This is a genomic window from Azospirillum sp. TSO35-2, assembly GCF_003116095.1.
Taxonomy (GTDB): Bacteria; Pseudomonadota; Alphaproteobacteria; order Azospirillales; family Azospirillaceae; genus Azospirillum.
Genome location: NZ_LGRA01000008.1, coordinates 427,792 through 450,781, shown reverse-complemented (window position 1 = coordinate 450,781; position 22,990 = coordinate 427,792). Strand labels below are relative to the sequence as shown.

20 protein-coding genes and 2 tRNA genes are annotated in these 22,990 nt (G+C 67.5%); 8 read left to right on the top strand and 14 right to left on the bottom strand.

Annotated elements, in window-relative coordinates; genetic code table 11:
• Position 1 precedes the first annotated feature (1 nt).
• The 5 genes from TSO352_RS03505 to TSO352_RS03490 all read right to left on the bottom strand — a co-directional run bounded on the left by TSO352_RS03505 (position 2) and on the right by TSO352_RS03490 (position 3,090).
• Positions 2–217, bottom strand: a complete 216-nt coding sequence (locus TSO352_RS03505) for a hypothetical protein (protein ID WP_109105975.1) — start codon at positions 215–217, stop codon at positions 2–4.
• Positions 214–408 (bottom strand): hypothetical protein, encoded by a 195-nt coding sequence (locus TSO352_RS03500; protein ID WP_109105974.1) that lies wholly within the window; start codon positions 406–408, stop codon positions 214–216. Before TSO352_RS03500 ends, TSO352_RS03505 begins: the two co-directional genes overlap by 4 nt.
• Positions 405–548, bottom strand: a complete 144-nt coding sequence (locus TSO352_RS33115) for a hypothetical protein (protein ID WP_158284514.1) — start codon at positions 546–548, stop codon at positions 405–407. The genes TSO352_RS03500 and TSO352_RS33115 overlap by 4 nt, the downstream gene beginning before the upstream one ends.
• A 792-nt stretch (positions 549–1,340) precedes the next feature.
• Positions 1,341–2,750, bottom strand: coding sequence for a hypothetical protein (locus tag TSO352_RS03495; RefSeq protein ID WP_109105973.1), 1,410 nt, complete (start codon positions 2,748–2,750; stop codon positions 1,341–1,343).
• A gap of 256 nt (positions 2,751–3,006) precedes the next feature.
• A tRNA-Leu gene (locus tag TSO352_RS03490) sits at positions 3,007–3,090 on the bottom strand.
• A 231-nt stretch (positions 3,091–3,321) separates the two neighbouring features.
• Between TSO352_RS03490 and TSO352_RS03485 the strand changes: the two genes are divergently transcribed.
• Positions 3,322–3,501: a hypothetical protein gene (locus TSO352_RS03485; RefSeq protein ID WP_109105972.1), complete on the top strand. Its 180-nt coding sequence runs from the start codon at positions 3,322–3,324 to the stop codon at positions 3,499–3,501.
• 58 nt (positions 3,502–3,559) lie between these two features.
• Here TSO352_RS03485 and TSO352_RS03480 read toward each other — a convergent pair whose 3' ends face one another.
• Positions 3,560–3,805, bottom strand: a complete 246-nt coding sequence (locus TSO352_RS03480; protein WP_109105971.1) for a hypothetical protein — start codon at positions 3,803–3,805, stop codon at positions 3,560–3,562.
• 111 nt (positions 3,806–3,916) lie between these two features.
• A complete protein-coding gene (locus TSO352_RS03475) occupies positions 3,917–4,702 on the bottom strand; it encodes a molybdopterin-binding protein (RefSeq protein ID WP_109106650.1) in 786 nt (261 codons plus the stop codon).
• 67 nt (positions 4,703–4,769) lie between these two features.
• Between TSO352_RS03475 and sfsA the strand changes: the two genes are divergently transcribed.
• A complete protein-coding gene (gene sfsA / locus TSO352_RS03470) occupies positions 4,770–5,504 on the top strand; it encodes a DNA/RNA nuclease SfsA (RefSeq protein WP_109105970.1) in 735 nt (244 codons plus the stop codon).
• A gap of 42 nt (positions 5,505–5,546) precedes the next feature.
• Positions 5,547–6,356, top strand: coding sequence for a type I methionyl aminopeptidase (gene map, locus TSO352_RS03465; RefSeq protein ID WP_109105969.1), 810 nt, complete (start codon positions 5,547–5,549; stop codon positions 6,354–6,356).
• 157 nt (positions 6,357–6,513) lie between these two features.
• On the opposite strand, the gene TSO352_RS03460 is transcribed toward map, so the two are convergent.
• From TSO352_RS03460 to TSO352_RS03440, 5 genes are all read right to left on the bottom strand, one after another.
• Positions 6,514–6,588 (bottom strand) — tRNA-Thr (locus TSO352_RS03460).
• A 92-nt stretch (positions 6,589–6,680) separates the two neighbouring features.
• A complete protein-coding gene (gene recQ / locus TSO352_RS03455) occupies positions 6,681–8,606 on the bottom strand; it encodes a DNA helicase RecQ (protein ID WP_109106649.1) in 1,926 nt (641 codons plus the stop codon).
• A 421-nt stretch (positions 8,607–9,027) separates the two neighbouring features.
• A complete protein-coding gene (locus tag TSO352_RS03450; RefSeq protein WP_109105968.1) occupies positions 9,028–9,471 on the bottom strand; it encodes a (deoxy)nucleoside triphosphate pyrophosphohydrolase in 444 nt (147 codons plus the stop codon).
• Positions 9,472–9,477: 6 nt separating this feature from the next.
• The gene (gene argJ / locus TSO352_RS03445; protein ID WP_109105967.1) at positions 9,478–10,716 is read right to left on the bottom strand and encodes a bifunctional glutamate N-acetyltransferase/amino-acid acetyltransferase ArgJ; all 1,239 of its coding nucleotides are present in this window, start codon (positions 10,714–10,716) and stop codon (positions 9,478–9,480) included.
• A gap of 218 nt (positions 10,717–10,934) precedes the next feature.
• Complete coding sequence (locus tag TSO352_RS03440; RefSeq protein ID WP_109105966.1) at positions 10,935–11,900, bottom strand: peptidylprolyl isomerase; 966 nt, start codon at positions 11,898–11,900, stop codon at positions 10,935–10,937.
• A gap of 394 nt (positions 11,901–12,294) precedes the next feature.
• Here TSO352_RS03440 and secA point away from each other — a divergent pair, with 394 nt between their 5' ends.
• Both secA and mscL read left to right on the top strand, forming a co-directional pair.
• Positions 12,295–15,030: a preprotein translocase subunit SecA gene (secA, locus tag TSO352_RS03435; RefSeq protein ID WP_109105965.1), complete on the top strand. Its 2,736-nt coding sequence runs from the start codon at positions 12,295–12,297 to the stop codon at positions 15,028–15,030.
• A 142-nt stretch (positions 15,031–15,172) separates the two neighbouring features.
• A complete protein-coding gene (mscL, locus tag TSO352_RS03430; protein WP_109105964.1) occupies positions 15,173–15,625 on the top strand; it encodes a large conductance mechanosensitive channel protein MscL in 453 nt (150 codons plus the stop codon).
• A gap of 16 nt (positions 15,626–15,641) precedes the next feature.
• Here the strand turns inward: mscL and TSO352_RS33110 are convergent, their stop codons facing one another.
• A complete protein-coding gene (locus TSO352_RS33110) occupies positions 15,642–16,139 on the bottom strand; it encodes a GAF domain-containing protein (protein ID WP_158284513.1) in 498 nt (165 codons plus the stop codon).
• 421 nt (positions 16,140–16,560) lie between these two features.
• Between TSO352_RS33110 and TSO352_RS03420 the strand changes: the two genes are divergently transcribed.
• Positions 16,561–19,155, top strand: coding sequence for an EAL domain-containing protein (locus TSO352_RS03420; protein ID WP_247871879.1), 2,595 nt, complete (start codon positions 16,561–16,563; stop codon positions 19,153–19,155).
• A 3-nt stretch (positions 19,156–19,158) separates the two neighbouring features.
• Here the strand turns inward: TSO352_RS03420 and TSO352_RS03415 are convergent, their stop codons facing one another.
• The gene (locus TSO352_RS03415; RefSeq protein ID WP_109105961.1) at positions 19,159–19,482 is read right to left on the bottom strand and encodes a multidrug efflux SMR transporter; all 324 of its coding nucleotides are present in this window, start codon (positions 19,480–19,482) and stop codon (positions 19,159–19,161) included.
• A gap of 327 nt (positions 19,483–19,809) precedes the next feature.
• Between TSO352_RS03415 and TSO352_RS03410 the strand changes: the two genes are divergently transcribed.
• Both TSO352_RS03410 and TSO352_RS03405 read left to right on the top strand, forming a co-directional pair.
• A complete protein-coding gene (locus TSO352_RS03410) occupies positions 19,810–21,378 on the top strand; it encodes a lysine--tRNA ligase (RefSeq protein WP_109105960.1) in 1,569 nt (522 codons plus the stop codon).
• A 476-nt stretch (positions 21,379–21,854) separates the two neighbouring features.
• Positions 21,855–22,769 (top strand): hypothetical protein, encoded by a 915-nt coding sequence (locus TSO352_RS03405; protein ID WP_109105959.1) that lies wholly within the window; start codon positions 21,855–21,857, stop codon positions 22,767–22,769.
• The last annotated feature ends 221 nt before the right edge of the window (positions 22,770–22,990 follow it).

Below are 22,990 nucleotides of genomic sequence, written 5' to 3'. Positions count from 1 at the left end.
GTCACGCCTCCTTGAGACCAAGGCGCGCGATGAGGCTGATGGCCTCGTCGGCGTACAGGACGCCGCCCTCATAGAGGCTGGTGACGAGCCGCTTTTGATGTTCCAGGGGTTCCCCGGCGCAAGCCTGCATGACGATGCGGACGCGCTCGGAGGGACCACTGGCGTCGATCGCGACTCCCTCGACAGGGGCGATGCGGATCGGGATGAGGAAGCTCATGCCGTGGCTCCCTCCAGCCGGTCGGCCAGCGTGTTCAGCCGGTCAGCGATGGCGCGAACGTCGGCCGGGTCGGGTTGCTGGGGCAAGGCCTCCAGGTCGCTCACAATCCCGGCAACGGTCTCATGGGTCGTCAGCGGCCGGGCGATATGCAGCCGGCGGCGAACGGGGAGGCGGACGACGGGGGCGCTCATAGCGGCGCCACCCAGCCGGCCAGTTCTGCCAGCGTGCGTGCCGCAGAAGCAGAAAGGCCGTAATACCGGATCAGTCTTGAACTCGGGAATGTTGCGGATGAGGATGGTTCCAGATTAAGATGGGCCGTCAGCTCGCCCATGTTTCCGGTTCCAACCGCTCCGCGTACTGCCAACGCGGGGCGGTTTTTCATCATGCGGCCTCCCTCGACTCGGACGAAGAGCGCCGCGGCTTCGAGAGATGAGACATCGCCCACTCCCGGAGAGGGCCAGCCTGATACTTGGCGAAGCGTCCAAAGTGCTGGACCGGCGGCCCGTCGGAGCGGCGAGTGAACCAAGTCGCCAACGTTGCGGGAGAGGTCTTCAGCCCCAGCGCCGTGAGCAAATCAGCCGCTTCCCTGCGGCTCAGCCATTTTTCGTCAGCAACGTGAAGGATGGGCGATCGGTAATCTTCTGCCGAATACCGCAATGCCTCACCGCAGGGCGGCATGGAGGCATGATTGTTCTGTAGCAGAGACATGTTAGGCCGCCTCCTTTCCAAAAGAAGCGCGTGGCTTGGAAAGCTGGCTGGCAATCCATGCGCGAAGCTCTCCGACCTGATATTTCGGGAGCCGACCGAAATACCGCACCGGTGGCGCGTCCGACCTACGGCTCTGCCAGAATGCCAGCGTTGACGCGCTGACGGACAACCCACGTGCGGCCAGATAAGCAGATGCCTCGCGGCGCGACAGATAATGATCATCTGGAAGCGAAAGGATTACAGGCCGCGACAGACCGCCTACGATCCCGTGTTCATCTCTTGCGCAGTCATAAGCCTTAATCATGATCCACCATTAAGACGAGGACAGCAACGGCTGCTCACGTTCTAATGTTGGCTTCTATTTTTGCCGTTTGCCACAGCAGCATTGAGACACAATCGGACACTTATACAGCGACTATTCAGACACTTCCGGACATTTATAAGAATCGGAAGTGTCCGCGATGTGGGGGCCTATTGCTTCATGATCCAGGAAGCGAGAATAGAGCCTGCCGACATAGGCGTCCGTGACCTGCGCATGCCCTGCCGCCTCCAGCATGCGCGCAATCATGCCGAAATATTTCTTCGCATCTCCGCGCAGCATATCGTCCGGGCGAGGGTGCTTGCTGAACAGAGAGAAGGCGGCGGCAGATACCGGCGACCGCGAGCGAGCCCGGCCGCGGCGTCGCGGCTTTGGCGGTGCAAATTGCTCGTCGCCGTCGCGCTGCGGTGCCGCCGATCCGGCATCTGGCGCAGGGGCTCCTTCGGACGCAGACACCTCCTCCAGCGCCGCGTCCGTCGCCAGCACCTCCAGGGCGGCCAGACCGGCGGGCCGGGCTTCCCCTGACGCCGCATCTGGTACGGCGGCTGGCGCGTTCTCGGGGGCGGTCTCCTTCGGCGCGTCCGGTGCGGGCCATAGCTCGTCCAGCGTCGGCGCCTGCGCCTGCGCCCGCGGCTGATACCACGCCTCCAGCGCCTCCCTGGTTGTCAGAAAACCAAGGATGAAATCCTTTTTGTCATCGCCTTTCAGATCCCGCGCCATCATCTCCACGGTTTCGGGAGGCACCGGCATTAACGCGCCCCGGCCGCGCGGGTCGTTGCGGCAAGCGCGAGCCATCACCGCAAGCCGGCCAGCCCGAATGGCGTTGGTGGCGTCGGCAAGGAATGCCGCCCGGCGCTGGCTGTCCAGGTCGCGGGCTATCTCGGTTATGGTGTTAGCCTTCCTGGCGGAGAAATCGGGCTGGGGATCCGCACTGTCAACGAACGTAGGATCGGGGAACAGCTTCTGCGGCGGCAGCCATGCCGGGCGCGGCCAGTCCAGCCCGGACGTGTCGAACCATTCCGCCAGATCGGCCAAACGAATCCGCAGACGGCGCGGGGTGACGCTGAAGCACCCGCGGTCGGTGTCGTAATCGCGCAAAGGGAGTTTGGCGAGCGCCATGAACATTGCGTCCGGGCTGCCGGTCATGCCCTCTATTCTGAAGCCGCACGCCTTCAGGCAGGCCAACGTGACCGCCCTGGTGTAGAGGTGGCAAACCCTGCTCGCCACAAGCTCGGCTTCATCCTGCTCGTCCAGGTCTATGGGTCGGTCGCAAGCGATCTCCGGCCGGCGCCGTGTGACGATGCCATTGGCGTTCATATCGCAGCCGTCGGGCGCTCCCGCCAGAAACAGGGTTGGCCGCCTCTCTTCGAAGTCGCCGCGCCACATGAATTGGATGAGCCGTTCCAGGATGGTGTCGGCGTCTGTGGCCTTGCCTCCCAACGGCCATTCGGCCGCGATCTCCTCGAAGGTGGGCTCGTCGGGAAAGGTGGTGAATGGGGTTCGCACGACGCCTCCGCATGGCGTGCCGCATGGTCGATAGGAGCGGAAACCCGGTGCGGTACCGGGCTTGTCGGATGGCCGTCCTATCCGCTCTTATCTGAAATAGTGAGCGGCATCGGAGACTGCCAATCGCGCAGCAGTGTCCTCACGGACGCACCAACGCCGCCGAAACCAATCCTCGTGATTGCTATGTGATTGCTGAGCGTTTCGCCTCGGAACCCCGCCCGTTGGCTGCACGGGGATTTCTCCAGTATTTTCAATATGGTGCGGGCGGCGGGACTCGAACCCGCATACCTGAGGTGAGGGATTTTAAGTCCCTTGCGTCTACCAGTTTCGCCACGCCCGCGTCCCGGCCGCGCCATCATAACCCGGTCTTGGCGACCGTATCGTGACAGCTGAGCCCCTGCCATCAGAACCGGCGGCGGAGTGCCCGCAAGGATTGCATACTCCTATATGCAACGCACCGTTCCGTGGTCATGACTTAGACAATCGGCGGGCTGCGGGTCAAGGCCCCTTAGCAATCCCGGTGGCATTCCCATATCGATGGGAACGCAACCCTGGGATTGGAGGGGCCATTTTGAACTCGGTCGATTGGCTTGGGGTGGTGGCGCTGCTGATGGTGGCGGTTATGGTGGTCCCCGCCGCGCTTCGCCGCAATCGTGGCGTCGCGCTGCGCAACGCGGTGCTGTGGCTGGCGCTGGTCGTCGCCCTGGTGTGGATTTACGACAGTTTCGGGCCGTTCGGCACCCGCTTTTGACTCAAACCTGATTTTGCCCGACTCCGGCACTGGGGCCAACTCCGGCACTGGCCGGCCGTCAGGGGCGCGTGTCCTCGTTCATCGTCATGATGCCGATGCCCATCGACACGCTGCCGAAGGTCAGCATCAGGCCGGCGTACAGCATCACCGTGGCGGTCAGGCCGTAGTCGCTGTTGCCGATCAGCGTCGCCAGACGGGCGACGTCGAACCACAACAGGCCGGAGGCCAACACCACCGCCCCGGCGATGCCGGCCAGCAAATGCCGCAGCAGGAACAGCAACGCCGCTTTTTCAAAGGGTTTCATAACGGTACGCTTTCAACGGGACCGGCCCAGAGGATCTGCCCAGATGCCAAAAGTCTAATGTAGAGCCGCAAGGGAACAGGACAACTGATCCCTTGGGCTTACCTGGATGGTTTATCCTTTGGTACCGACGGTGACGGTCGGCATCCCGCCCAGGCGGCGGATGATTCCCGCCAGCTCATCGGTCGCGGCGATGACCTCGTCCTCACCGGTGCCGCGCAGGACCAGGCTGACGCCGAAGCTGCCGCTGCGGAAGTAAGGGTAGCTGCCGATCTCCAGGTCGGGATGACGGTCCTGCAAGGCGGACAACTCGGCGGCGATCGCCCCCTCGGCCAGCTCGCAGGCGACGGTGCGGGCGTGCAGCGGCGGGCCGCCGGCCAGACGCGGCAGGACGCCGTCCAGCATCGCCCGCATGATGTTGGGCACCCCGGCCATCACGAAGACGTTGCCGATCTGGAATCCCGGCGCCTGGCTGATCGGGTTGTCGATCAGGATGCCGCCGGCCGGGATGTTGGCCATGCGCAGCCGCGCCTCGTTCAACTGGCCGGCGGCGTAGTGACGCTCCAGCCGGGCGACCGCCTCCGGGTTGCGCTCCAGCGCGACGCCGAAGGCCTTGGCGATGCAGGCCGCGGTGATGTCGTCGTGGGTCGGGCCGATGCCACCGGTGGTGAAGACGTAGGTGTAGCGGGCGCGCAGCGCGTTGACCGCGGCGACGACCTCCTCCTCCAGGTCGGGCACCACGCGCGCCTCGCGCAGCCGCACGCCGATGTCCGTCAGCTTTTCGGCGATGTGGCCCAGGTTGGCGTCCTTGGTGCGGCCCGACAGGATCTCGTTGCCGATCACCAGCACGGCGGCGGTCGGGTTGGTCCCGGTCGGATTGGTGGCGGCTTCGGACGTCATGGCGGTGCGGATCTCCGTCGGAACGCTCTTGTCGAGCGGGAAGGCCAAGGGTAGCGTCGCGGCCAAGATGCGCTTTCCCACCCCCCTTCTTCAAGGCCGCCTGATCCGCCGCTACAAGCGGTTCCTCGCCGACGTCCTGCTGGACGGGGTGGAGGTGACGGTGCATATCCCGAATTCCGGCAGCATGATCGGGCTGGACGCGCCGGGCTCCGCCGTCTGGCTGTCACGCTCCGACAACCCGAAGCGCAAGCTGGCCCACACGCTGGAACTGGTGGAGGCGGCGGCACCCTGGGGCGAGGGGCTGGTCGGCGTCAACACCGGCCATCCCAACGCCCTGGTCGCCGCCGCCATCGCCGCCGGCACCATCCCGGAGCTGGCCGGCTACGACCGGCTGCGGCGCGAGGTGAAGTACGGCCGCAACAGCCGGATCGACGTGCTGCTGGAGGACGATCCGGGAAAGGCCGGCCGCCCTCCCGCCTATGTCGAGGTCAAGAACGTCCATCTGCGCCGCCCCGACGGCCCGCATGGCGACGCCGCGGAATTCCCCGATTGCGTCACCGCGCGGGGCGCCAAGCATCTGGAGGAGATGACCGCGATGGTGGCGCAAGGCTGCCGTGCGGTGATGCTCTATCTTGTCCAGCGCACCGACTGCACCCATTTCCGCACGGCGGCCGATCTCGATCCGGCCTATGACGCCGGGCTGCGCCGCGCGCTGGATTCCGGGGTCGAGGCGTTGTGTTGGTCTTGCGCGATCACGCCCGAATCGATTGAATTGGACCGGCCGCTGCCGATCCGGCTGTAGCGTCGCGGCTTGTTTTGAGTTTTTGGCATAGGGGCACCCATCTTGGAACAGGATCACGTCGAATCCAACCGCGTCCGTCTGCATGGCCCGGAGGGATTCGAAGGCATGCGCAAGGCCGGCCGTCTGGCCGCGCTGACGCTGGACTTCATCGCCCCCTATGTGCAGCCGGGCGTCAGCACGGGCGAGCTTGACCGCCTGCTGGAACAGTTCATCCGCGACCATGGCGGCGTCCCCGCCCCGCTGGGCTACCGCGGCTTTCCGCGGGCCAACTGCATCTCGGTCAACCACGTCGTCTGCCACGGCATCCCCGGCGACAAGCGGTTGGTCGACGGCGACATCCTGAACATCGACGTGACGCCGATCGTCGACGGCTGGTACGGCGACAGCAGCCGCATGTATCTGTGCGGCGACGTCGGCGTGAAGGCGCGCAAGCTGGTCGACGTCACCTATGACGCGCTGATGATCGGCATCGCGGCGGTGAAGCCGGGGGCCACGCTGGGCGACATCGGCCACGCCATCCAGAGCTTCGCCGAATCCCACCGCTTCTCGATCGTCCGCGATTTCTGCGGCCACGGCGTCGGCCGCGTCTTCCACGAGCCGCCGTCGGTCCTGCATTACGGCAAGCCGGGCGACGGGCTGGTGCTGAAGGAGGGCATGATCTTCACCATCGAGCCGATGATCAACACCGGCCGCCCCGACGTGAAGATCCTGGGCGACGGCTGGACCGCCGTGACCAAGGACAAGTCGCTGTCCGCCCAGTTCGAGCACTCCATCGGCGTGACCGCGGACGGGGCGGAGATCTTCACCCTGTCGCCGGCGGGGTTCACGAGGCCGCCTTACACAGTCGACTGATATCGGAAGCAGTGGAGCGAAGGGGGGCGCCGTGTCCTGGGATGCGGCGCCCGAATTGTGTCCGGAGTTCAGCAACCGGCCGGCCATCCGGTTCTGCAAAACCATGCCCCGAAACGAACAAGGGCCCGGCAATTGCTTGCCGAGCCCTTGTAGAAACTGGTGCCGCAACAGGGATTTGAACCCCGGACCTACTGATTACGAATCAGTTGCTCTACCCCTGAGCTACTGCGGCGTCGTTGTGGCGCGGAACATAGCGAGGTGTTTCGCCGGATGCAAGCGGTCAATTTCAGAAAAATCGACCGGCCGGCAGAGCCTCCGCCACGCTTATCCGTGCTGGCGGATCACCTCCAGGAAGGCGTCGGCGTAGCGTTCCAGCTTGCGGCCGCCTACCCCCGGCAGGTGGGCGAAGGCGGCGTGGTCGCGGGGGCGCTGGGCCACCATTTCCAGCAGCGTGCTGTCGTGGAAGATCACGTAGGGCGGCACGCCCTGAGCCTTCGCCAGTCCGGTGCGGCAGTCCTTCAGCGCGTGCCACAGCGCGTCGTCGGCCGCCGACAGGGCGCCGCGGGCGCCGGCACGCGACACACCCTCCCCCGCCGCGGCGCCGCCGCGGGCCGACTGGCGGCGGAGCGCGTCGTGGACGCCGCGGCGGCGTTCCAGCACCGGGTCCTTGCGCAGCTTGACCACCCGCTGGCCCTTGATCACGGCGACGCCGGCGTCGGTCAGGCGGAAACCGCCATAGCCTTCGAGGTCGACGGTCAGCAGGCCGGTCGCCACCAGCTGGCGGTAGACCGACTGCCACTCGACCTTGGTCAGGTCGGTGCCGACGCCGAAGGTCTTCAGCCGGTCGTGCTGCTGCTGGATCACCTTCTCGGTCGCGTTGCCGGTCAGCACGTCGATCAGGTGCCCGGCGCCATAGCGCTGGCCGGTGCGGTAGACCGCCGACAGCGCCTTCTGCGCGGCGATGGTGCCGTCCCAGGTCTCGATCGGCTCCAGGCAGGTGTCGCAGTTGCCGCAGGGCTCGGGCAGCGTCTCGTTGAAATAGTTCAGCAGCACCTGGCGGCGGCAGTCCGACGTCTCGCAGAAGCCGAGCAGCGCCTCCAGCTTGCCGCGCTCGACCCGGCGGTGGCTGTCGCCGGCCTCCGACTGCTCCAGCATCTGGCGCAGCATCACCACGTCGGCCATGCCGTAGGCCATCCAGGCGTTCGCGGCCAAGCCGTCGCGGCCGGCGCGGCCGGTCTCCTGGTAATAGGCTTCCAGGCTCTTGGGCGGGTCGAGGTGGCAGACGAAGCGGACGTTCGGCTTGTCGATGCCCATGCCGAAGGCGACGGTCGCCACCATCACCAGTCCCTCGCTCTTGATGAAGCGGTCCTGGTTGGCCTCGCGCACCTCGGCCGGCAGCCCGGCGTGGTAGGGCAGCGCCTCGCGGCCCTGTTGGTTCAGCCAGGCGGCGACCTCCTCCACCTTGTTGCGCGACATGCAATAGATGATGCCGGCGTCTTCCGGGTGGTGCTCGCGCAGGAAGGCCAGCATCTGCTGGCGCTCGCTCTTCTTCGGCACGACGCGGTAGGTGATGTTGGGCCGGTCGAAGCTCGACAGGAAGACGCGGGCCTCGGTCAGGCCCAGCTTCTCCTTGATCTCGGCGCGGGTCTGCACGTCGGCCGTCGCGGTCAGCGCGATGCGCGGGACCATCGGGTGGCGTTCGTGCAGGATCGAAAGCTGGAGATACTCCGGCCGGAAATCATGCCCCCACTGCGACACGCAATGCGCCTCGTCCAGCGCGAACAGCGCCAGCTTGGTGCGGTCGAGCAGATCGAGGAAGCGCGGCGTCACCAGCCGTTCGGGCGCGACATAGACGAGGTCGATCTCGCCCTGCACCATCGCCCGCTCGACCTCCCGCGCCTCGGCCGGGCCGAGGGAGGAGTTGAGGAAGGCGGCGCGGACGCCCAGCTCCTGCAACGCCATCACCTGGTCGCGCATCAGCGCGATCAGCGGCGAGACGACCACGGTGACGCCATCGCGGACCAGCGCCGGGATCTGGTAGCACAGCGACTTGCCGCCGCCGGTCGGCATCAGCACCAGCGCGTCGCCGCCGCGCACGACATGGTCGATGATGTCGGCCTGCTGGCCGCGGAAGGAGTCGTAGCCGAAGACCGTCCGCAGCGCGTCGAGCGCCGTGGCCGGCCGTTCACCGAAGGCGTCGTCGGACGCGTCGGCCGAGCTTTGGTTGCTGTAGGAAAACAACGAATCCACGCTGGTGCGATTCACAACTGTGGTGCCGGAATGCGGCTTCTCGTTTCAACGCCCCATCATGTGGCACAGATCGCCCGATGGGCAAAGCCGCAAAGGGTCACGGCCGGGAACAAAGGTCGGACCATCGCCGGCACCACCACACATTGGTGTGTAACAGTGGCATCCGCTCATCGCCCACGTGCAAACTGAAAACGGCGGATGGATTGGCCATCCGCCGTTTCGGAAGGAGGAAGGCGGCATGAAGAAGATGCCCTTCTTCCTGGTGCTCCAGTGGCCCCCAGAAACAAAGATAGGCGGATCGAGATCCGCCTGATCCGTCGCTAGACACCGGGAGCGTACCAGCGGGTGTAGCAGCACCCGCCGGCCACCTCCGAAAAACATACAGCCGCGCGCACCGATTTTCAACGCGCGGTTTCGGCCCCTACAGCAGGTCGCGCAGCATCGCCACCAGCGGCACGTCGGCGGGCGGCATCGGGTAGTCGCCCATCCGGTTCGGATAGACCCAGGCGAGCTTTTGCCCTTCCTGCGGCATCACGTCGCCCTCCCACACCCGGCAGACATAGAGCGGCATCAGCAGATGGAAGCTCTCGTAGCTGTGCGAGGCGAAGGTGAAGGGGGCGAGGCAGCTTGCCGCCGTGTCGATGCCCAACTCCTCCTTCAGCTCGCGCACCAGGGCGGCTTCCGGCGTCTCGTCGGCGTGGACCTTGCCGCCGGGGAATTCCCACAGGCCGGCCAACGACTTGCCGGGCGGGCGCTGCGCCAGCAGCACGCGCCCGTCGGCATCGACCAGCGCGACGGCGACGACCAGCAGCACCGGCAGGGAGCCGGGCGCCGGGGTGGAGTTGGGATCGAAACAGGCGCTCACGGCCGGTCAGCTCCGGTAGCTGCCGTTGATGTCGATGTAACCGTGGGTCAGGTCGCAGGTCCACACCTTGGCGGTGCCCTTGCCCAGCCCCAGGTCGATGTCGATGTCGATCTCTTTGCCCTTCATGTGGGCGGCGACCGGCGTCTCGTCGTAACCCGGGACCTCCATCCCTTCGGCGCAGATCAGGGTGCCGCCGACGGTGATCTTGATCAGGTCGCGGTCGGCGCGCTCGCCGGCGCGGCCGATGGCGGCGACGATGCGGCCCCAGTTGGCGTCCTCGCCGGCGACGGCGGTCTTGACCAGCGGCGAGTTCGCCACGGTCATGCCGATCCGCTTGGCGGCGGCGTCGCTGTCGGCGCCGCGCACGGTGACGGCGACGAACTTGGTCGCCCCCTCGCCGTCGCGCACCACCTGCAGCGCCAGGTCGAGCAGCAGATCCTCCAGCGCGGCGCGGAACTCCGCCAGCTCGGCGGCATCGGCGCTCGACACCGGGGCGTTGCCGGCCTTGGCCGTGGCGAACAGCAGCAGCGTGTCGCTGGTCGAGGTGTCGCCGTCGACGGTGATGGCGTTGAAGGTGCGCTCGGTGAACTCCGACAGCATGTCCTGCAGCGCGGTGGCGGCGATGGCGGCGTCGGTGAAGACGAAGCCCAGCATCGTCGCCATGTCCGGCGCGATCATGCCCGAGCCCTTGGCGAAGCCGGCGATGGTCACCGTGGTGCCGCCGATGGTGGCGGTGCGCACTGCACCCTTGGGGAAGGTGTCGGTGGTCATGATGGCGCGCGCCGCCTTCTCCCACGCGGCCGAATCGGCTTTGAGGGTCGGGGCCATCGGCGCCAGGCACTTGCCGATGGCGTCGGCGGCCAGCGGGATGCCGATGACGCCGGTGGAGGCGATGTAGACCTCGTCCGGGGCGCAGCCCGCCAGATCGGCGGCGGCCTGGACGGTGGCCTGCACCGTGGCGTCGCCCGCCTTGCCGGTGAAGGCGTTGGCGTTGCCGGCGTTCACCACCACCGCGCGGGCCTGGCCCTTGGGCAGGCTGTCGCGGCACCAGATCACCGGGGCCGAGCAGGTCAGCGACCGGGTCAGCACGCCCGCCACCGCGGTGCCGGGATCCAGCACGGCCAGCAGCAGATCATCGCGGCCCTTGTATCGGATGCCGCTGTTCGCCGTGGCGATGCGCACGCCGGCGATCGGCGGCAACGTCGGGAAGCTGGCGGGAGCCAAGGGCGAGAGGGTCGTGGCCATGGAGGGGTTTCCCGTGGTGGGGGACTGGTGGTTGTGGGGGTGGAGAAAGTATTCGAAACGTCAGAGCGATGCCCCTCCCTAGCCCTCCCCCGCCCTCGGCCGGCCGAAGGCCGGTCCGATCGCGGGAGAGGGAACTGCCGCCGCTTTCCCATAAGGCACCCTCTCCCTCGAAGAGGGGGAGGGTTGGGGAGGGGGCAGGAGGGGCCTGGCTGGCGACCTTACTTCTTCGCCGGTTCCGCCGGAGCCGGAGTCGGAGCGGCCGGAGCCGGAGCCGCCGGAGCCGCGGCGGGCTCTTCCTTCGGCATCGGCGAGCCGTCGAGCTGGAAGGTCTCGACCTTCGCGCTGTTGCGCAGCTCTTCGACCAGGGCGGTGACGATGTCCTTGGACAGCGTCTGCTCCAGCTGCGGCTTCACCTCGTCCAGGGTCGGCTGCGGCTGGGTGCGCTTGTCCTCGACCTTGATGATGTGATAGCCGAACTGCGTCTTCACCGGGTCCTTGCTGACCTCGCCCGGCTTCATGGCGAAGGCGGCGTTGGCGAAGGGCTCGACCATCGCGTCCTTGGTGAAGTAGCCGAGGTCGCCGCCCTGCTGGGCCGCGGCCGCGTCCTTGGACTTCTCCTTCGCCAGCTTGGCGAAGTCGGCGCCCTTCTTCAGCTGGGCGATGATGGCCTTGGCCTCGTCTTCCTTCTCGACCAGGATGTGGGCGGCCTTGACCTCCTCCTGCGCCGGGTTCTCCTTCAGGTACTCCTGATAGGCCTTCTGCAGCGCCTCGGGGGTGATGCGGGCCTTGACCTCCTTCTGGACGTAGGCGCGCTGGACGGCACGCTCCTCGGCGCGCTTGATCTCGTCCTTCACCTCGCTGGAATCGGCGAGACCGGCCTTGTAGCCCGCCGACGCCACCAGCTTGCCGCTGACCAGCTGGTCGATCACCGCCGGGTAGATCATCTCCAGCGGCATCTGCTGCACCTGCGGCGGCAGCTGGGACACCATGCGGGTGACGTCCGACCGGTGCAGCTCCTCGCCGTTGACGCGCGCGACCACCGGGTCGGCCGCAGCGGCCGGGGCGGAAGCGGCCGGAGCCGGCGCGGGGGCCGCGGGGGTCGGCGGGGTCTGGGCCTGCGCGGCCAGCGCGATGCCGCAGGCGGCAACCGACAGAAGCGCGGTGCGGAACACTCGTTGAACCATGGCGTGTCTTTTTCCTTCCGGCGGATGCTTCGCAACAAGGTAGGGTGTTGTCTGTCTCGCATGGCCTGCGGCATCGGAGCCATCCGCCGCTCCGCGCCCGATTCCGCAGGGGATTAAGCATGGGTCGCCCGCGCGGGGCAAGGGTCCCATCGTTCCGTCACAAGAACTGTGCCCACCCGTCCGGCAATACCAGCCCCCCGCCGGCGCCGCCACCCGCTTGCCCCTTTCCTGAACGCGATTTCATGGTCGGTCCATGCCGGCCCGTCCCCGGCGCCGTCCGGCGGCGGCCGGGATGGGGCCAATGGGACCGGTCTCGTTGACAGGGCCTTGCCATAGTCCTATGTCAGACCCGTCGATAGACTGGCCCGTATTCCGCTTTACTCCCGAGGTTTTCATGTTCGGCGCTCTCGCCCGCAAGATTTTCGGCACCGCCAACACGCGCGCGGTCAAGGCGCTGCACAAGACCGTCCAGGAGATCAACGCCCTGGAACCGTCGGTCGCCGCCTTGTCGGACGAGGCGCTGAAGGGCCGCACCGACTGGCTGCGCGAGCGGCTTGCCAAGGGCGAGTCGCTGGACGACATCCTGCCCGACGCCTTCGCCACCGTGCGCGAGGCGGCCAAGCGCGTGCTGGGCCAGCGCCATTTCGACGTGCAGCTGATGGGCGGCATGGTGCTGCACCACGGCAAGATCGCCGAGATGCGCACCGGTGAAGGCAAGACGCTGGTCGCCACCCTGGCCGTCTACCTGAACGCGCTGGAAGGCAAGGGCGTCCACGTCGTCACCGTGAACGACTACCTCGCCTCGCGCGACAGCGGCTGGATGGCGCGGGTCTACGGTTTCCTCGGCCTGACCACCGGCTGCATCGTCCATGGCCTGGACGACGACGAGCGCCGCGCCGCCTACGCCGCCGACATCACCTACGGCACGAACAACGAGTTCGGCTTCGACTATCTGCGCGACAACATGAAGTTCCGGCTGGAGGAGCTGGTCCAGCGGCCCTTCAACTTCGCCATCGTCGACGAGGTCGACTCGATCCTGATCGACGAGGCGCGCACGCCGCTGATCATTTCCGGCCCGTCCACCGATTCGTCGGAGATGTATGTCCAGGTCGACCGGCTGATCCCGATGCTGAAGCCGGAAGACTACGAGAAGGACGAGAAGCACCGCTCCGTCAGCTTCTCCGAACTCGGGCAGGAGCACATGGAGCAGCTGCTGGCCGAGGCCGGGCTGCTGAAGACCGGCGGGCTGTACGACATCCAGAACGTGGCGCTGGTCCACCACGCCCAGCAGGCGTTGCGCGCCCACATGCTGTTCCAGCGCGACAAGGACTACATCGTCAAGGATGACAAGGTCATCATCATCGACGAGTTCACCGGCCGCATGATGGACGGGCGCCGCTTCTCCGAAGGGCTGCACCAGGCGCTGGAAGCCAAGGAGAAGGTGACGATCCAGCGCGAGAACCAGACGCTGGCCTCCATCACCTTCCAGAACTACTTCCGCATCTACCCGAAGCTGGCCGGCATGACCGGCACGGCGCTGACCGAGGCGGCGGAGTTCGGCGAGATCTACGGGCTTGAGGTCGTCGACATGCCGACCAACGTCCCGGTCAAGCGCATCGACCACGACGACGAGGTCTACCGCACCGCGACCGAGAAGTACCACGCGATGACCGACCTGATCGAGGACGCGCGCAAGCGCGGCCAGCCGGTCCTGGTCGGCACCACCTCGATCGAGAAGTCGGAACTGCTGTCGGAGCTGCTCAACAAGCGCGGCATCCCGCACAACGTGCTGAACGCCCGCCACCACGAGCAGGAAGCCTACATCGTGGCCCAGGCCGGCCGCGCCGGCGCGGTGACGGTCGCCACCAACATGGCCGGCCGCGGCACCGACATCCAGCTCGGCGGCAATCTGCAGATGCGGATCGAGGTCGAGCTGGCCGACGTTCCGGAGGGCCCGGAGCGTGACGCCCGCATCAAGCAGATCGAGGCCGAGATCGCCGAGGCACGCGAAAAGGTCAAGGAGGCCGGCGGCCTCTACGTCATCGGCACCGAGCGGCACGAGAGCCGCCGCATCGACAACCAGCTGCGCGGCCGGTCGGGCCGCCAGGGCGACCCCGGCACCTCGAAGTTCTTCCTGTCGCTGGAAGACGACCTGATGCGCATCTTCGGGTCGGAGCGGATGGACAGCATGCTCCAGCGCCTCGGCCTGAAGGAGGGCGAGGCGATCATCCATCCCTGGATCAACAAGGCGCTGGAAAAGGCCCAGCAGAAGGTCGAAGCCCACCACTTCGAAATCCGCAAGAACCTGCTGAAGTTCGACAACGTCATGAACGACCAGCGCAAGGTCGTCTATGAACAGCGCCGCGAGGTGATGGAGAGCGAGGACATCGCGGAGGAAATCCGCGAGATGCGCCAGCAACTCGTCGCCAACATGGTGGCCGGCGCCATCCCGGCCAACAGCTACTCCGAGCAGTGGGACATCGACGGCCTGCACGAGCAGGTCAGCCGCATCCTGGGCATGGACCTGCCGGTCCACGACTGGGCCAAGGAAGAGGGCATCGCCGAGCCGGAGATCGAGGAGCGCGTGCGCGAGGCCGCCGACCGCAAATACGCGGAGAAGGAAGAGGCCTACGGCGCCGAGACGATGCGGCACGTCGAAAAGAGCATCCTGCTCCAGGTCCTGGACCAGGAATGGAAGGACCACCTGCTCCAGCTCGACCATCTGCGCCAGGGCATCAGCTTGCGCGCCTACGCCCAGAAGGATCCGCTGAACGAGTACAAGCGCGAGGCGTTCGAGCTGTTCGACACGATGCTGATGGCGCTGCGCGAGCAGGTCACCACCATCCTGATGCATGTCGAGGTCCGCATGGCCCCGACGGCGGAGGAGCTGTTCGCCCGCCAGATGCAGGAAATGCACGAAGGCCGCATGGACCCGGCGCTGGCGATGGCCGGAGGGGCGATGGCCGGCGAGGCCCTGCCCGACGGCATGGTCCGCGCCTCGTCGGCGGTGGCCGGCACGCCGGAAGACCAGCCGCTGCCCGCCGACGTGATGGAAAACACCCCGCGCAACGCCCCCTGCCCCTGCGGGTCGGGCAAGAAGTTCAAGCACTGCCACGGGCGGATCGCGTAAGGCGGACACGACACGTCGAGGGTGCGTCGAGGGTGGAGGCCGGGGCCTCCACCCGCCCCACCACGACGCCCCGCGACCCCGCTGTGAAACCTCCCCCGCCGTTCGCCGTTTCCTCCCCCAGGACAGAGGGAAACGGAACACCATGCTCGACGAGTTCAAGAAGTTCATCAGCCGCGGCAATGTCGTGGAACTCGCGGTCGGCATCATCATCGGTGCCGCCTTTACCGGGATCGTGAACTCCCTGGTCAAGGACATCCTGATGCCGCCGATCGGCTGGGTCATGGGCGGCATCGATTTCTCGAACTATTTCTTCAGCCTGTCGGGCGGCCATTACGCCTCGCTCCAGGACGCCGAGAAGGCCGGGGCGGCGACCATCAACTACGGCCGCTTCATCAACGCCTGCATCAATTTCCTGATCGTGTCGGGCGCGCTGTTCCTGATCGTGCGGCAGGTCAACCGCCTGCACATCCTGCACAGGGAAACGCCCAAGACCCCGCCCCGGCAGGAGCAGTTGCTGGAGGAGATCCGCGACGCCCTGCGCGCCCAAACCGCAGGTCACACCGCCGCGGGCACGCCGCCCGACCGGCCGTCCTGACCGCCCGTCCCCGCCGTCAGCCGCCGGGCCGGGGCAGGAACACGGTGCCGACCAGCATGGCCACCGACTGCAGGCAGGCGGAATCGGCCGGCGTCCACTCCCGCATCGCCCCGGACTGTTCGCAGCACAGCACGCCGACCGGCACGGTTTCGTGCAGGACGATGAAATCCAGCAGGCTGCGCACGTCGCCGTCCTGGAAATAGGTCGCGGCAAAACAGCGCGTGGCCGGGTGGTTGCGCGCGTCCGGCGCGACGACGCGGGCGTTGTTGGTGAGGGCGCGGAAATAATCGGGATAGTCGGCGCGGTCCAGCACGATCCCGCGGCTGTGCTGCCGCGTGCCGGCGTCGAACAGGTGCAGGCAGACCAGCCGTTCCCGTTCGTCGGCGAAGGCCCAGACGCTGGCGCGGGACACGCCGATCCGCTCGACGATGTCCTCGCAGGCGGCTTTCCAGACATCCTCGACCGTGGCGTGCCCGACGCGCAGGCCGAACACCGCCGCTTGTGTCCTGTCCATCGGCACGCTCCTCTTGTCGGGATGATCGCGCTGAACGCCGCTGCACTGTTGAGTAGCGGAGTTGCCATCAACTGTCGACCGTCTCGACGGTTCCTCCCCACCCGAACGCGAGGACTGCGAACGCGCGACCTCGTCTATCGCGCGTCGGCTCCACTTCCACGGGTATTCTTCGCGTCCCGACAAGAACCGCTCGTTGCCGCGGCGTGACGAACGAGGTAGGCTGTTCGGAGGATCGGCGACAACCGCCCCGACCGCGCAAAGCCGACCGCGCAAAGACCCCACGCTCCCGGCAGAGGCCCCGCCCATGTCCGCCAACCGTCCGCGCCGGGCCTTGACGACACACCCGCCGCCGCGCCGCCGCCGCGGGCCCCGGGCCGTCGGCAGGCCGACGGGCGGCCGGCGGTGCGGGATGTGGGCCGGGATGTGGTCTGCCCTGCTGGCCGCGGTCCTGCTGCTGGTCCTGGCCGACGACGTCGCGGCGGCCACGCGACCCGGCGCCACGCCGCCGGATGTCCGCGTGGCGATGGACGACAACTACCCGCCCTACAGCTTCCGCGACGACAACGGCGTCCATGTCGGCATGGTGAAGGACCTGTGGGCGCTGTGGTCGGAGAAGACCGGCATCCCGGTCCAGCTGATGGCAACCGACTGGGGGCTTGCCCGCAGGGCGGTGGAGACCGGCGCCGCCGACGTCATCGAGACGATCTTCCGCAACGGCGCGCGCGACCGGGTCTATGACTTCTCCGAACCCTACGCGCGGATCGACGTGCCGATCTGGTTCAACGCCGACCTCAGCGGCATCGTCGGCGTCGAATCGCTGCGCGCCTTCACCGTCGGGGTCAAGGACGGCGACGCCTGCGTCGAATGGCTGACCGACCGCGGCATCACCGCCTTCCAGCGCTTTCCCGGTTTCGAGGCGATGACCGACGCCGCCGCCCAGCGCGAGACGCTGGTCTTCTGCATGGACGAGCCGTCCGCCCATTACTACATGACCCGGCGCGGGGTTCAGGGGCGGTTCCGCTACACCGACCCGCTCTACACCGGCGAGCTGCACTGGGCGGTGCCCAAGGGGAACGACGCCCTTTACCGGCTGATCGCCGACGGCTTCGCCCGGATCACGCCGGCCGAACGCAAGACGATCGAGGAGCGCTGGCTCGGCCGCCGCATCCCCGGCATGGTCAATCCCGACCTGCTGGCGCTGCTGGAAAAGCTGCTGGCCGGGCTGCTGGTTGTGGGCGGCGGCATCCTGGTCTGGGTCGTCCTGCTGCGCCGGCAGGTCGACGCCAAGACCCGCAGCCTGCGCGCCGCCGTCGACGCGCTGACCGCCAGCGAGGAGCGGGTCCGCACCATCTTCGACAACGTCAACGACGCCATCTTCATCCACGACCTGGACAGCGGCGCCATCATCGAGGTCAACCGCCGGATGGCCGAGATGTACGGCATCGGCGACACCCCGCCGGCCGAGATCGACGTCGCCATGATCAGCGCCAACGTTCCGCCCTACACCCGGGACGACGCCGCCGCCTGGATCCGCAAGGCGGCGTCGGGCGAACCGCAGCTCTTCGAGTGGCAGGCCCGCCGGGTGGACGACGGCACCCTGTTCTGGGCCGAGGTCAGCATGCGGCGCGCCACGCTGGGCGGCAACGACCGCCGGATTCTGGTGGTGGTGCGCGACATCACCGAGCGCAAGGCGGCGCAGGAGCGGATGGAGTTCCTGTCCCGCCACGACACGCTGACCCTGCTGCCCAACCGGCTGCTGGTGCAGGACCGCACCGAACAGGCGCTGGCCCGGTCGGAGCGCAACGGCCGGCTGGTGGCGCTGATCGCCTGCGGGCTGGACCGCTTCAAGACGGTGAACGATTCGCTGGGCCACGCCGTCGGCGACGCGCTGCTGCGCGCGGTGGCGGAGCGGCTGAAGGCGGTGGTGCGCGACACCGACACCGTCAGCCGCGGCGGCGGCGACGAGTTCATCCTGCTGCTGTCGGGCCTGGCCGACGTCGACGCGGTGGTGGAGACGGTGGCCCTGCTGCACGAGGCGATGGCGGCGCCCTTCCCGATCGGCGGGCAGGAGCTGACGGTGACCCTGTCCTCCGGCGTGGCGCTGGCCCCCACCGACGGCACCGACTTCGCCACCCTGCTGAAGAACGCCGACACCGCCCTGCACCACGCCAAGGCGGCCGGCCGCGACACCCACCGCTTCTACGCCGAGGCGATGAACGCCGAGGCGGTGGCCCACCTGTCGACCCGCAGCGGCCTGCGCCGGGCGCTGGAGCGCGGCGAGTTCCTGGTGGTGTACCAGCCGCAGGTCAGCCTGGAGAGCGGCGCCGTGACCGGGGCGGAAGCGCTGCTGCGCTGGAACCACCCCGAACAGGGGCTGATCCCGCCCGGCGCCTTCATCCCGATCGCCGAGGACAGCGGCCTGATCGTGCCGATCGGCGCCTGGGTGCTGGGGGAGGCCTGCCGGCAGGCGGCGCGGTGGCGGTCGGCCGGCCTGTCGCTGTCGGTCGCCGTGAACCTGTCGGCCCTGCAGCTCCAGCGCAACGACCTCGCCCGCACGGTGACGCAGGCGCTGACCGACAGCGGGCTGGACCCGCTGCTGCTGGAGCTGGAGCTGACCGAATCGATGCTGATCCAGAACACTGACGTGGTGCTGGACAATCTGCGCCGGATCAAGGCGATGGGCGTGCAGGTGTCGATCGACGATTTCGGCACCGGCTATTCGAACCTGTCCTACATCGGCCGTCTGGCGGTGGACAAGCTGAAGATCGACCGCAGCTTCGTCGCCGATCTCACCCGCAACCACGACAGCGCCAAGATCACCGCCGCCGTCATCCAGATGGCGCACAGCCTGAACCTGACCGCCGTCGCCGAGGGCGTGGAGGACGCCGAGACGCTGGAGGCGCTGCGCCACCTGCGCTGCGACGTCGCCCAGGGCTATTTCCTCGGCCGCCCCGGCCCGGCCGCGGCGGTGGAACAGGCGGCGCGGCAGGTCAGCCCGTTCAAGGCGCGGGTGTAGCCCTCACGCCGCGCCGTTGGCGACGTGCAGGCTGACCACCCCGGCGACGATCAGGGCGATGCCGGCCACCTTCATCACGCTGAGCGATTCGCCGAAGATCACCACGCCGATGGCGGCGATGGCCGCGGTGCCGGCGGCCGACCAGATGGCGTAGGCGATGCCGACCTCGATGGTGCGCAGCGCCTGGGCCAGCAGGACGAAGGCAACGCCGTAGCACAGCACGACGACCGCCGCCGGCCCGAGCCGCGTCATCCCGTCCGACAGCTTCATCGCCGAGGTGCCGACGATCTCGAACAGGATCGCGACGATCAGGTACAGCCAGCTCATCGATATAGGGCCCCGACAGCTCCCGCGAGCCGATCCCACGGGCGGCGCAGGATGAACCGGGCGGCAGGACGCCGCAAGCACCACAACAGGATCGACGGCCACAGGGGCTTCGCTTGGTTCCCTCTCCCGGGGCTCTCGGCGGATCGCCGATCCGCCTGACGCCGTCGGCGCAAACCGCGTTTGCGCAAGAGGCAGGAGAGGGCTTCGGCGCCGAATGCGATCGCCCTGGCCACGACAAAGACCCACGGTTGACGCGACGCCCGGCGGGCCCTAGGGTCTTTGCCCTCATTCCAATAGAATTCTATCTGGTGTCGAAAGGGTCCGACGATGACCGGCGAACGGGAACTGGCGTTGCAGGCGAAGGCATGGCCGTTCGAGGAGGCGCGCAAACTGGTCGCGCGCTTCGCGAAAGCGCCGCCCGCCAAAGGCTATGTCCTGTTCGAGACCGGGTACGGCCCGTCGGGCCTGCCCCATCTCGGCACCTTCGGCGAGGTGGCGCGCACCAGCATGGTGCGCCACGCCTTCCAGACCATGAGCGACATTCCGACCCGGCTGTTCTGCTTCTCGGACGACATGGACGGCCTGCGCAAGGTCCCCGACAACATCCCCAACAAGGAGATGGTGGCGGCCGCGCTCGGCAAGCCGCTGACCCAGGTGCCCGACCCGTTCGGCACCCATGACAGCTTCGGCGCCCACAACAACGCCCGGCTGCGCGCCTTCCTCGACAGCTTCGGCTTCGAGTACGAGTTCCAGTCCTCCACCGACTGGTACAAGTCCGGCCGCTTCGACGAGGCGCTGCTCGGCATCCTGCGCCACTACGACGAGGTGATGGCGGTGATGCTGCCGACCCTCGGCGCGGAGCGTCAGGCGACCTACAGCCCGTTCCTGCCGGTGTCGCCCTCCAGCGGCCGTGTCCTGCAGGTGCCGATGCTGGAGCGCAACGCCGACGCCGGCACCATCGTCTTCGAGGACGAGGACGGCAAGAAGGTCGAGCTGCCGATCACCGGCGGCCATGTGAAGCTGCAGTGGAAGCCCGACTGGGGCATGCGCTGGTTCGGGCTGGGCGTCGATTACGAGATGTACGGCAAGGACCTGATCCCGTCGGCCGACCTCGCCGGCAAGATCTGCAAAATCCTCGGCGGCACCCCGCCGGAGGGGTTCAACTACGAACTCTTCCTCGACGACAAGGGCCAGAAGATCTCCAAGTCGAAGGGCAACGGCCTGACGATGGAGGAGTGGCTGGCCTACGCGCCGCAGGAAAGCCTGGCGCTCTACATGTTCCAGAAGCCGAAGTCGGCCAAGCGGCTGTATTTCGACGTCATCCCGCGCGCCGTCGACGAATACCTGACCTTCGTCGACAAGGTCCATGGCGAGGAGCCGGCCAAGAAACTGGAAAACCCGGCCTGGCACATCCACAACGGCAAGCCGCCGGCGGTGCGCTCCGACGTGTCGTTCAACCTGCTGCTCAATCTGGCGGGGGCGGCGAACGCCGAGACCAAGGACGCCATGTGGGGCTTCATCCACCGCTACGCGCCCGACGCCACGCCGGAGAACAGCCCGTTCCTCGACAGCCTGGTCGGCTACGCCGTGCGCTACTACCAGGACCAGGTGAAGCCGACCAAGCGGTTCCGCGCGCCGACCGACGCCGAGCGGGCGGCGCTGGAGGCTCTGCGGACCAAGCTCGACACCCTGCCGGCCGACGCCCCCGCCGACGTTATCCAGAACGAGGTGTTCGCCGTCGGCAAGGAACACGGCTTCACCGAGCTGCGGGCGTGGTTCCAGGCGCTGTACGAGGTGCTGCTGGGCCAGACCACCGGCCCGCGCATGGGCTCCTTCATCCAGCTCTACGGGATCGAGGAAACCAAGGCGCTGATCCGCGAGAAGCTGGCCGCCTGACGCTCCACCCCCACGGTTGCGGATGGGGACGCCTGCGGGCGTCCCTTTTCGTTTGCGAAAACACCGCAAATGCCATCAATTTCGCTTTCGATGATTGGTCGGACGCTCATTTGGGTGTTTGATCGGAAAATGGGCAAAAAGCTGCCTCTTCGCCCATCCGCTGGGCAATCCAAGCGGTATTCCATACTGCGCTATGCGGACGCCGCACCGCACCAATTCGAAAAGCGTGATACCGCTAACACGACCGTGGCCGTACACTCCGCCCCGTTACTGCATTTTGCAGTGCGTTTCCTCCCTAGACTAAAGGCCGCGCCCTTCCGGGCTGCGGTCTTTTTTTTGCCCGCAGGCCGCCGGCCACCCGCCCGCCTGTGACGGCCATCACAGCCGCATTGCATAAAATACGCGATAAATTCTTCCAATAACGGCTCCGGCCACCCGGCCGGCCAACCGGGACGCATCGGAAGGGAGTGCGCGGGATGTCGACCGATCCGCCGCCGTTCGAACGCCATCACCGGACCGCGCAGGCGCTGGTCAGCACGTTCCAGGAGGCGCTGGAGCCGCAATTCACCGCCAAGGGCGCCTTGTCGCGCGACGAGTTCACCCGCGCCATGGGGCTGATGATGGCGCACTGGCCATCGGTGCTGCCGCTGTTCGCCGCCATCTGCCAGTCCTGCACCAAATCCTGCGGCGCGGCGGCCTGCCACGGCTGCGAAGGCCGGCCGGCAGAGGAGCCGCGCCGGCTGTTCCACGCCGATGGGCGGCGGCGCGACTTCGCGACGCGGCTGCTGGTGTCGGCCCTGCGGACCAAGGTGCCGGAGCGCATGGACCCGGTCACCGGGGCGACCTTTCCCCAGGTGATCGTCCCCAGCCTGCAAGCCAGCCTGACCGGCCTGTTCTATGAAAAGGAATGGGAGGCGCTGAACGCCAGCGCCCTGTCGATCTACAACCGGCTGGGCACCGACCAGGACGCCGAGGTCTGGCGGCGGCTCGCCGACGAGGACACGCTGGCGGTGCTGGCCGACACCACCTTCGTCCGGGTGATGCTGCGCTTCCGCCAGTTCCACCAGCAGCGCCAGACCTTCATGCGGCGGATGACCGACCGGCTGCGCGACCAGCGCTTCGTCTTCGCCGACCAGCATTTCGAAGCGCTGTTCGACGCCCTGTTCGGCCGCCTGCGCGCCGGCCTGCGCACCGAGTTCGACCGCGCCCACATCGACGTCCATTACGGCGAGGGCACGGCCGACGCGCTGATGCGCATCTTCGACCAGTTCGACAAGCACCGGATGGAGCAGGCCGCCCCGGTCCATGTGCTGGGCGGGCGGCAGATGCCGCGGCCGATGCTGGCACAACGCAGCATGCTGGGGGCCACGCCCGGTGCCAAACGACGCTGACCCGCACCCGGCCGCGCCGGATGTCACGGGAACCGCGCCGTCGAATTAGGCCGCCGTTAACCAGGGAGGCGCTTCGATGAGGTTCATGATGTCCGCTCCGCCTCCGCCGCCCCGGCGGTCCGGCGGCCCAACCCGGAGGCTCGTGGTCCGGTGACAGCCCGGCGCTCCCCGTCCCATCCCCCAACCGCTCTCCCCGTGGAGACGGAGGGCGGAGTCGCGCC